Raw genomic sequence first — 7489 nt, 5'->3', positions numbered from 1 at the left:
TCTCGACGCTCGGTAGCACACTGGCAAACGGGCAGATCTCCCAGGGTAATTCGCGCGACCTTCCTGCTTATGCCTGTCGGATCTACGTCACAGCGTTCCGTGCAAGTATTGGGCTTTGGCAATTTTGGCTACCTTACCCCGCTGCACCGCCTAATCCGCTTCCTGTTCGTCAGGCCAGCATTTTGCCTCGGGCTTCCTTCAGATTCGCAGTCACCCGCGACACCCTTGCCTCTGGCTAACACTTCCCCTTGCCGGGTGTGTAGAGGACTTTCACCTCCAAGTCACCAGCGTGACCACCACAGCCAAGCTGGTTGCGCTTGCGCGCAACGCGCCATGCCTGGCGCACCAAAAAAAAAGAGGCCTTGGCAGGCCTCTTTTTTATGTGCGCCGTTTATCAGTCCGGCTTGCCGTCAACAACGCCGGCGGTGTTATCCAGCAGGCTCTTGGTCGCGGTTTGCAGGAAAGATTCGAGCTTGAGTTTCATCGGCGCGGTGTCCGGTGCATTCGGGATGATTTCCGCACCTGGGTTGGCGCCCAGTTCATAGCGATACATCTTCGGTTCCATTTCCTTTTCCTTCGGCAGGACCAGGATATGGTCATCGCGGATGATCGCCGTGGTCTGCTCGCTGCCCGACGGCTTGATCACACCAAAACCGGGATCGCCTTGCGGCAGGTTCAACAGGTCACGGCCCCAGCACTGGTTCCGTACTTGCCCACCGATCCGGCCCATGATGGTCGGCACGATGTCGACCTGAGTACCTACGGTGTGATTACGCTGGCCGAATTTCTCCTGGACGCCCGGGCCGATCAACAGCATCGGCACGTTGAAACGGCCCAGGTCCATCTCGGTGATCTGGCGTTCGTTGCCAAAGCCATGGTCGCCGACCACGACGAACAGGGTTTCCTTGAAGTAAGGCTCCTTGCGGGCCTTCTCGAAGAACTGGCCCAGGGCCCAGTCGGAGTAGCGCATGGCGGTCAGGTGTTCGTTCAGCCGACCACGGTCGGTGACCGGCTCGACCGGCAACGGCGTCGGCAATGCATAAGGGGTGTGGTTGGACAGGGTTTGCAGCAAGGCATAGAACGGCTTGCCGTTTTCCCGCGCCTTGAGCTCGATCAGGCCACGGTCGAACATGTCTTGGTCGGACACACCCCAGGTGGGATCGGAAAACACCGGGTTCACATAGTCGTTACGCCCGATGAAGTTGGTCATGCCCTGGCTGCTGAAGAACCCCGACTGGTTGTCCCAGGCGAAATCGCCGTTGTAGACATACACGTCGTCGTAGTCACGGGCGCTGAGCAGTTGCGGCAGGCCTGACAGCTTGTGGCTGCCCTCCGGCGTCTGCATCAGGTATTCGAAACCCGGCAGGTTCGGGAAGCACGCCATGGTGGCGAACATGCCCTGGTGGGTGTGGGTGCCGTTGGAGAAGAAACGGTCGAACAGCAGGCCTTCCTTGGCCAGTTTGTCCATGTAGGGCGTGATGTTGCCCGGCGCGCCCAAGGCGCCCACCGAGTGACCGGCCATGCTTTCCATGAGGATCACGACCACATTCTTGATCGGCAGGGTCTTGTCCGCCGGTGGCGTGTAGTCGCGGCGCACGGCGGCTGTCGCGGTATCCACCAGTTTATCGTCAGGCATCACCAGCATGTCGCGCACGGTCTGCTGCGCCAGCGGTTGCTCAAGGGTGGCTTTCCAGATGTTGTCGCGGTCTTCGGACATCCGGCTCTTGGCCGCCGCCACCAGCGACAAGGTGCCGTTGAGGCCCAACTGGTTGGCGAAGTTCGAATCGGTGGTGTAGACGTCGCCCCAGCGCAGGGGCGGCCCTTGGCGCAAGGTGCCGCGCGCGGCGGTCACGGCGACCAGCAGGCAAACGACAAACACCGCGACACGCCCATACCACGGGGCGATCTGCCGAGTGCCAATGGTGCCGCCACTGAACGGCCCGCGGGGACGCGTGGCGCGGTCGGCACCCTTGAACGCCAGGCTGAGGATAATGGTGCCACCGGCCCACGCCAGCAGGTAGCGCACCACCGGGAAACCGTACCAAAGCATGCTCATCACGGTTTTCGGGTCTTCCTTTACATACTGGAAGACCAGGCCGTTGAGGCGCTGGTGGAATTCACGGTAGAAATCCATCTCCATCAAGCCCAGGAACAGCGCGATGCTGGAAGTGACAGTCAGCCAGAAACGAAAGAACCCACGGGCCGCCATGGCCCTTGCGCTGAACAACGCCAGCAACAACGGGATGCAGAGGTAGACCACCAGGCGCAAGTCGAAACGCAGGCCGTTGACGAAGGCTTCAACGAAGGTCGAAGCCGGCGTGTCGAGGATCATCTCGCGGTTATAGACCAGCAGCGCCACGCGCAGCAGGCTGAACATGACCATCATCACCAAGGCACAAAGCAACGTGTAGGCCAGGTGCGATTTGACAGTCGGTTGCAGCAGGCGATGCGTAGTACGCTGCTGACTCAGGGCGTCCGGGATTGCCATGTCGTTTAAGGACCCTATCGGAATTGGAGTGACAAAAAGAAACAACGGCGCGCCCTCTGTTGGCCAAAGCCTGGCCCCGGGGCTTGCGCGAGTGCGCAAATGTTGCACGAACGGCTATGGCATTGCCATTAAATAACCGACGGCGATATGAGCGCGGGGGATTGTCCGCAAGATTCAGTGAAAATTTCGTTCAAAGAATATCCAGAAACACAAAATCCCCGGTCTGCTGATGAAGTTGAGCCGAACGCTGTTGTGGAGAGGGGATTTATCCCCGTTGGGTCGCGAAGCGACCCCATCACTGTGGATTCAATCTGCCTGACATACCGAGTCATCAGGTTTCAGGGCTGCTTCGCAGCCCAGCGGGGATAAATCCCCTCGCCACAGGGACCTTAATGAAACTGGCGTCCAAGACCCGCCGGCACGCCTTCGATGGTGGTGTCTTCCCATGGGCCATTCGGGCTGACGGAACGGCTCCAACCATTGTTCCAGCGGTAATAGGTTCGCTGGCGATAGAACGTGTTCGTCTGGTTGTCCAGCACATAGACCCCAAGCTTGGCGTCCCAATGGCTGTTGCCACCCGGCGGCGGGGCGAAGCTGGCGGATGTACGCGGCAGCGGTTTGGCCGGTTTGTTCGGGATGACAGGTTTGCCCGGCGGTGTGGACGGGGCCGGTTTGCTGGTCGGGGTCGACGGCGGGATCGGTGGCAGCGGCGCCGAGGGCTCCGACGGACGCTGGACCGCACAAGCGCTCAGGCCCATGACGAGCGTGAGCAGGGTGATACGAGCGATGGCGGTCATGGTGCGAATTCCTGTTATTTGTCCGGACTGTCGATGGTCAATTGTTGCTGCGCCGTGGTGCTGCTCGCCAGGGGCTGGCTGCGGCCGATCCACTCACCCGCGGTCGGCTGGCCGGCCCGGGAGATGCGCGCCACCAGTTGGACTTCGGGGAAGTTCGACAGTTTCAACTGCGGCATCATGGCGTCCGCGTCGCCCAGTTCCACCGTGACCGGCAGATCGGCGACCGTCAGGCGCTTGGCGGCCAGCGGCGCAGGTGGGCCGGAAACGGCGCGAGCGAAGATGAATACACTGTCGCCCGGCTGCACCTTGGCCTTGAGTGCCGGCGCCAGGTCCACGCGCACCTTGAGCAATGCCGCAGCCTTGGCGATAGGCGCCTGGGCGACCTTGCCGCCACTGCCCTGCAGCTTCTCGGTGGCACGGGTAATGCCGCCCTGCAGCGCCTCCCGGGACTTGTCGCCCTCCGGCAGTTGCGCGAGCAGACGCCCCCAGTAGTCGATCGCATCCTGATAACGCTCGCCTTCAAACGCGGCGATGCCCAACAGGCCGAGGCTGGTGACTTCCTTCGGATCGAGCTTGAGCGCTTCGTCGGTCAAGGCCTGGACTTTATCCGACCATTTCTTGCCATCGGCGAAATACTGCGCCTGGGCCCACTGGCCCAACAGTTCCGGTTGACGACCGGCGACGGCCACGGTGCGCTCGAAGAGCTTCGCCGCGTCCGCCGGCCGATCCTGCGCCATGTAGGTACGCCCGAGGAAGTACAGCCCCTCGGCATTATCCGGCTGCGCCGCCACGGCGCGTTCCAGGCGCAGGGTCATCTCTTCCATCGACTGCGGCGCCTGGGCGAATTCACGGGTCAGCTCGACCTTGTCACTGGCACCGAAATGCAGGTACAGCGCCAGGCCCAACAACGGTACCAGCACGGCGGCGAGCAACGGCAACGGCTTGCCCAACCGGGATTCGCGCGGTGTGTCGGCGCCCTCGGTGTCGGCGAGCAGTTCACGGGCGGCTTCGGCGCGACCGGTGTCCAGTTGCGCCGCGTTGAGCACACCCTCCTCCCGCTCGGTCTGCAATTCGGCGACACGTTCCTGATACAACGCCACGTTGAGTGCGGTACGGTCCTCCTCCAGTTGGGCGCGGCGACCGCGCAGCACAGGGATCAACAGAAAACTCAGGGCAACCAGAAGAAGCAGACCTGCGGCGAGCCAGAAATCAATCATGCTTGGTTTTATCCAACAGTTGGTCGAGGCGCTGGCGCTCTTCGACAGAAAGCGTGTCCGGGGCGGCGGTGCGCTGGACCCGGCGGCGGCGCACGATTACCGCAATGACAACGAAACCACCAAACAACAGCCCGGCGGGGCCGAACCAGAGCAGCGCCGTCTTGGAGGACAGGGCGGGGTTGTAGCGCACGAACTCACCGTAGCGATCGACCATGAAATCGATGATCTGCTGGTTGTCCTTGCCCTCACCGAGCATGCGGAAGATTTCCTTGCGCAGGTCGGCGGCAATAGGCGCGTTGGAGTCGGCGATGTCCTGGTTCTGACACTTGGGGCAGCGCAGCTCCTTGGTCAGTTCGCGAAATCGCTCGCGCTCGCCGTCGTTGGCGAATTCGTAGGTATCAATGGCGGCATGGGCCACACCGGCAAGGCTCAGGCCGAGGATGGCGGCAGCTAACCAGCGCTTCATGGCTTGGCCTCGTCCACCAGTGCCTGGTATTTGGCGGCCAGCTTCTCGCGCCAGACCTGCTCGTCAATCACGCCGACGAACTTGTCGCGGATGATGCCCTTGGCATCGATGAAGAATGTTTCCGGCGCGCCGTAGACACCCAGGTTCAGGCCCAGGGAGCCGTCTTCATCGCGAATGTCCAGTTGATACGGATTGTGGAACTCGGCCAGCCATTTCAAGGCGTCGGCATTGACGTCCTTGTAATTGACGCCGTAGATCACCACCCCGTTCTGGGCCAGCTTGTTCAACACCGGGTGTTCGACCCGGCAGGAGATGCACCAGGTGCCCCACACGTTGACCAGCGCCGGCTTGCCCAGCAGGTCGGCGCGGGTCAAGGTCTTGTCGCCCTGCACCGATGGCAGGGAGAAATCCGGGAACGGCTTGCCGATCATCGCCGAGGGCAACTCGCTCGGGTTCAGGTACAGCCCGCGGTACAAAAACACCGCCATCAACAGGAACAGCGCCAGCGGCACCAACATCAACCAACGTTTCATGCAGTGGCTCCCGTCATGCCCAGGGTCTCACGCACCCGGGTTTTCACCTTGACTCGATAACGACGATCCAGCGCCGCCAACACCCCACCCAGGCCGGTGAGCAAGCCACCGAACCAGATCCAGCGTACGAACGGCTTGACGTGGACCCGTACCGCCCACGCGCCGTCGCCCAGGGACTCGCCCAGCGCCACGTAGAGATCGCGGGTGAAACCGGCATCGATGCCAGCTTCGGTCATGACCGAGTTCTGCACGGTGTAGAGACGTTTTTCCGGGTGCAACACGGTGATTTCCTGGCCGTTGCGAATGACCCGTACAGTGCCTTTGTCGGACGTGAAGTTCGGGCCCTCGAAATGTTTGGCGCCCTCGAAAACGAACTGATAACCGGCCAGGTCCATGGACTCACCCGGCGCCAGGCGCAGGTCGCGCTCGGCGCTGTTCTGGCTGGACAGCACCACGCCCAGGGCGCAGACGGCGATGCCCAGGTGGGCGACCTGCATGCCCCAGTAACTGCGGGTCAGGGTCGGCAGGCCCTTGATCAGGCCTTTGTGCCGGGTCTTGTCGAAGATGTCCCGCACACCCGCCAGCAATACCCAGGCCGCCAGCACGAACGTCGCCAACACCGCCCAGTTGAAATCGCCATACGCCACGCCGGCCACCACGGCCAGAGCGGCCGTGCCCAGCAGCACCGGGGTCAACATGCCCAGCAGCCACTTGACCGGGGTGTCTTTCCAGCGCACCAGCACACCGATGGCCATCACCACCATCAGGATCGCCATCAGCGGGATGAACAACGCATTGAAGTACGGCGGCCCCACCGACAGCTTGGCGCCGGACAACGCATCGAGCACCAGTGGGTACAACGTCCCCAGCAGGATCATCGACGCGGCCACCACCAACACCAGGTTATTGCCCAGCAACAGGGTTTCCCGTGACCAGAGGTTGAAGCCGACCTGGCTCTTGACCACCGGTGCACGCAGGGCGAACAGCGTCAGCGAACCGCCGACCACGAACAGCAGGAACATCAGGATGAACACACCGCGCTCGGGGTCAGAGGCAAAGGCGTGCACCGACGTGAGTACGCCGGAACGCACCAGGAAGGTCCCCAGCAGGCTCAGCGAGAACGCCGCGATGGCCAGCAACACGGTCCAGCTCTTGAACACCCCGCGTTTTTCCGTGACGGCCAGGGAGTGAATCAGCGCCGTGCCCACCAGCCAGGGCATGAAGGACGCGTTTTCCACCGGGTCCCAGAACCACCAGCCGCCCCAGCCGAGCTCGTAGTAGGCCCACCACGAGCCAAGGGTGATGCCGATGCCGAGGAAGGCCCAGGCGACGATGGTCCACGGACGCGACCAGCGTGCCCACGCGGCATCGAGGCGCCCACCGAGCAACGCGGCGATAGCGAAGGCGAAGGCCACGGAGAAGCCGACGTAGCCCATGTAGAGCATTGGCGGGTGAACGATCAGGCCGATGTCTTGCAGCAATGGGTTGAGGTCGCGACCATCCGTCGGCATCTGCGGCAGGATGCGCTCGAACGGGTTGGAAGTGACAATCAAAAACAGCAGGAAACCGGTGCTGATCATGCCCATCACCGCCAGCACCCGGGCCAGCATCACTTGGGGCAACTGTCGGGAAAACACCGAGACGGCGAAGGTCCAGCCGGCAAGGATCAACGCCCAGAGCAACAGCGACCCCTCATGGGCGCCCCACACCGCGCTGAACTTGTAGTACCAGGGCAAGGCGCTGTTGGAGTTGCTGGCGACGTACGCCACCGAAAAATCGTCAGCCATGAAGGCATAGGTCAGGCAACCGAAGGCAAACAGCATGAAGGCGAACTGGCCCCATGCCGCCGGCTGGGCCAGGCTCATCCACAAACGGTCGCCGCGCCAGGCACCGAGCAACGGCACCACGGCCTGCACCAGGGAAAAACACAGGGCCAGGATCATCGCCAGGTGGCCCAACTCGGGAATAAAGATGCCAGCAGTCATCGA

6 protein-coding genes are annotated in these 7489 nt (G+C 62.3%); all 6 read right to left on the bottom strand.

The features are described 5' to 3' along the window. Positions 1-394: 394 nt before the first annotated feature. Positions 395-2488: an LTA synthase family protein gene (locus BLO97_RS26530; RefSeq protein WP_063322380.1), complete on the bottom strand. Its 2094-nt coding sequence runs from the start codon at positions 2486-2488 to the stop codon at positions 395-397. Between the two features lie 389 nt (positions 2489-2877). Beyond that, on the bottom strand, positions 2878-3285 hold the full coding sequence (locus tag BLO97_RS26525; RefSeq protein ID WP_072341675.1) for a hypothetical protein: 408 nt from the start codon (positions 3283-3285) through the stop codon (positions 2878-2880). A 14-nt stretch (positions 3286-3299) separates the two neighbouring features. Continuing rightward, a complete protein-coding gene (gene ccmI, locus BLO97_RS26520; protein WP_092222869.1) occupies positions 3300-4502 on the bottom strand; it encodes a c-type cytochrome biogenesis protein CcmI in 1203 nt (400 codons plus the stop codon). After that, positions 4495-4968, bottom strand: coding sequence for a cytochrome c-type biogenesis protein (locus BLO97_RS26515; protein WP_003199166.1), 474 nt, complete (start codon positions 4966-4968; stop codon positions 4495-4497). The genes ccmI and BLO97_RS26515 overlap by 8 nt, the downstream gene beginning before the upstream one ends. Further along, positions 4965-5501, bottom strand: a complete 537-nt coding sequence (locus BLO97_RS26510; protein ID WP_063322384.1) for a DsbE family thiol:disulfide interchange protein — start codon at positions 5499-5501, stop codon at positions 4965-4967. The genes BLO97_RS26515 and BLO97_RS26510 overlap by 4 nt, the downstream gene beginning before the upstream one ends. Beyond that, a complete protein-coding gene (locus BLO97_RS26505; protein ID WP_063322385.1) occupies positions 5498-7486 on the bottom strand; it encodes a heme lyase CcmF/NrfE family subunit in 1989 nt (662 codons plus the stop codon). The genes BLO97_RS26510 and BLO97_RS26505 overlap by 4 nt, the downstream gene beginning before the upstream one ends. Positions 7487-7489: the final 3 nt, after the last annotated feature.

The sequence above is a fragment of the Pseudomonas sp. NFACC05-1 genome (assembly GCF_900100135.1).
GTDB lineage: Bacteria > Pseudomonadota > Gammaproteobacteria > Pseudomonadales > Pseudomonadaceae > Aquipseudomonas > Aquipseudomonas fluorescens_Q.
This window is presented reverse-complemented; position numbering and strand designations above follow the sequence as displayed.

Excerpts from the sequence above, each read along its gene's own strand:
- ccmI (WP_092222869.1), bottom strand. The coding sequence starts at position 4,502 with ATGATTGATTTCTGGCTCGCCGCAGGTCTGCTTCTTCTGGTTGCCCTG.
- BLO97_RS26525 (WP_072341675.1), bottom strand. The coding sequence starts at position 3,285 with ATGACCGCCATCGCTCGTATCACCCTGCTCACGCTCGTCATGGGCCTG.
- BLO97_RS26530 (WP_063322380.1), bottom strand. The coding sequence starts at position 2,488 with ATGGCAATCCCGGACGCCCTGAGTCAGCAGCGTACTACGCATCGCCTG.
- BLO97_RS26515 (WP_003199166.1), bottom strand. The coding sequence starts at position 4,968 with ATGAAGCGCTGGTTAGCTGCCGCCATCCTCGGCCTGAGCCTTGCCGGT.
- BLO97_RS26505 (WP_063322385.1), bottom strand. The coding sequence starts at position 7,486 with ATGACTGCTGGCATCTTTATTCCCGAGTTGGGCCACCTGGCGATGATC.
- BLO97_RS26510 (WP_063322384.1), bottom strand. The coding sequence starts at position 5,501 with ATGAAACGTTGGTTGATGTTGGTGCCGCTGGCGCTGTTCCTGTTGATG.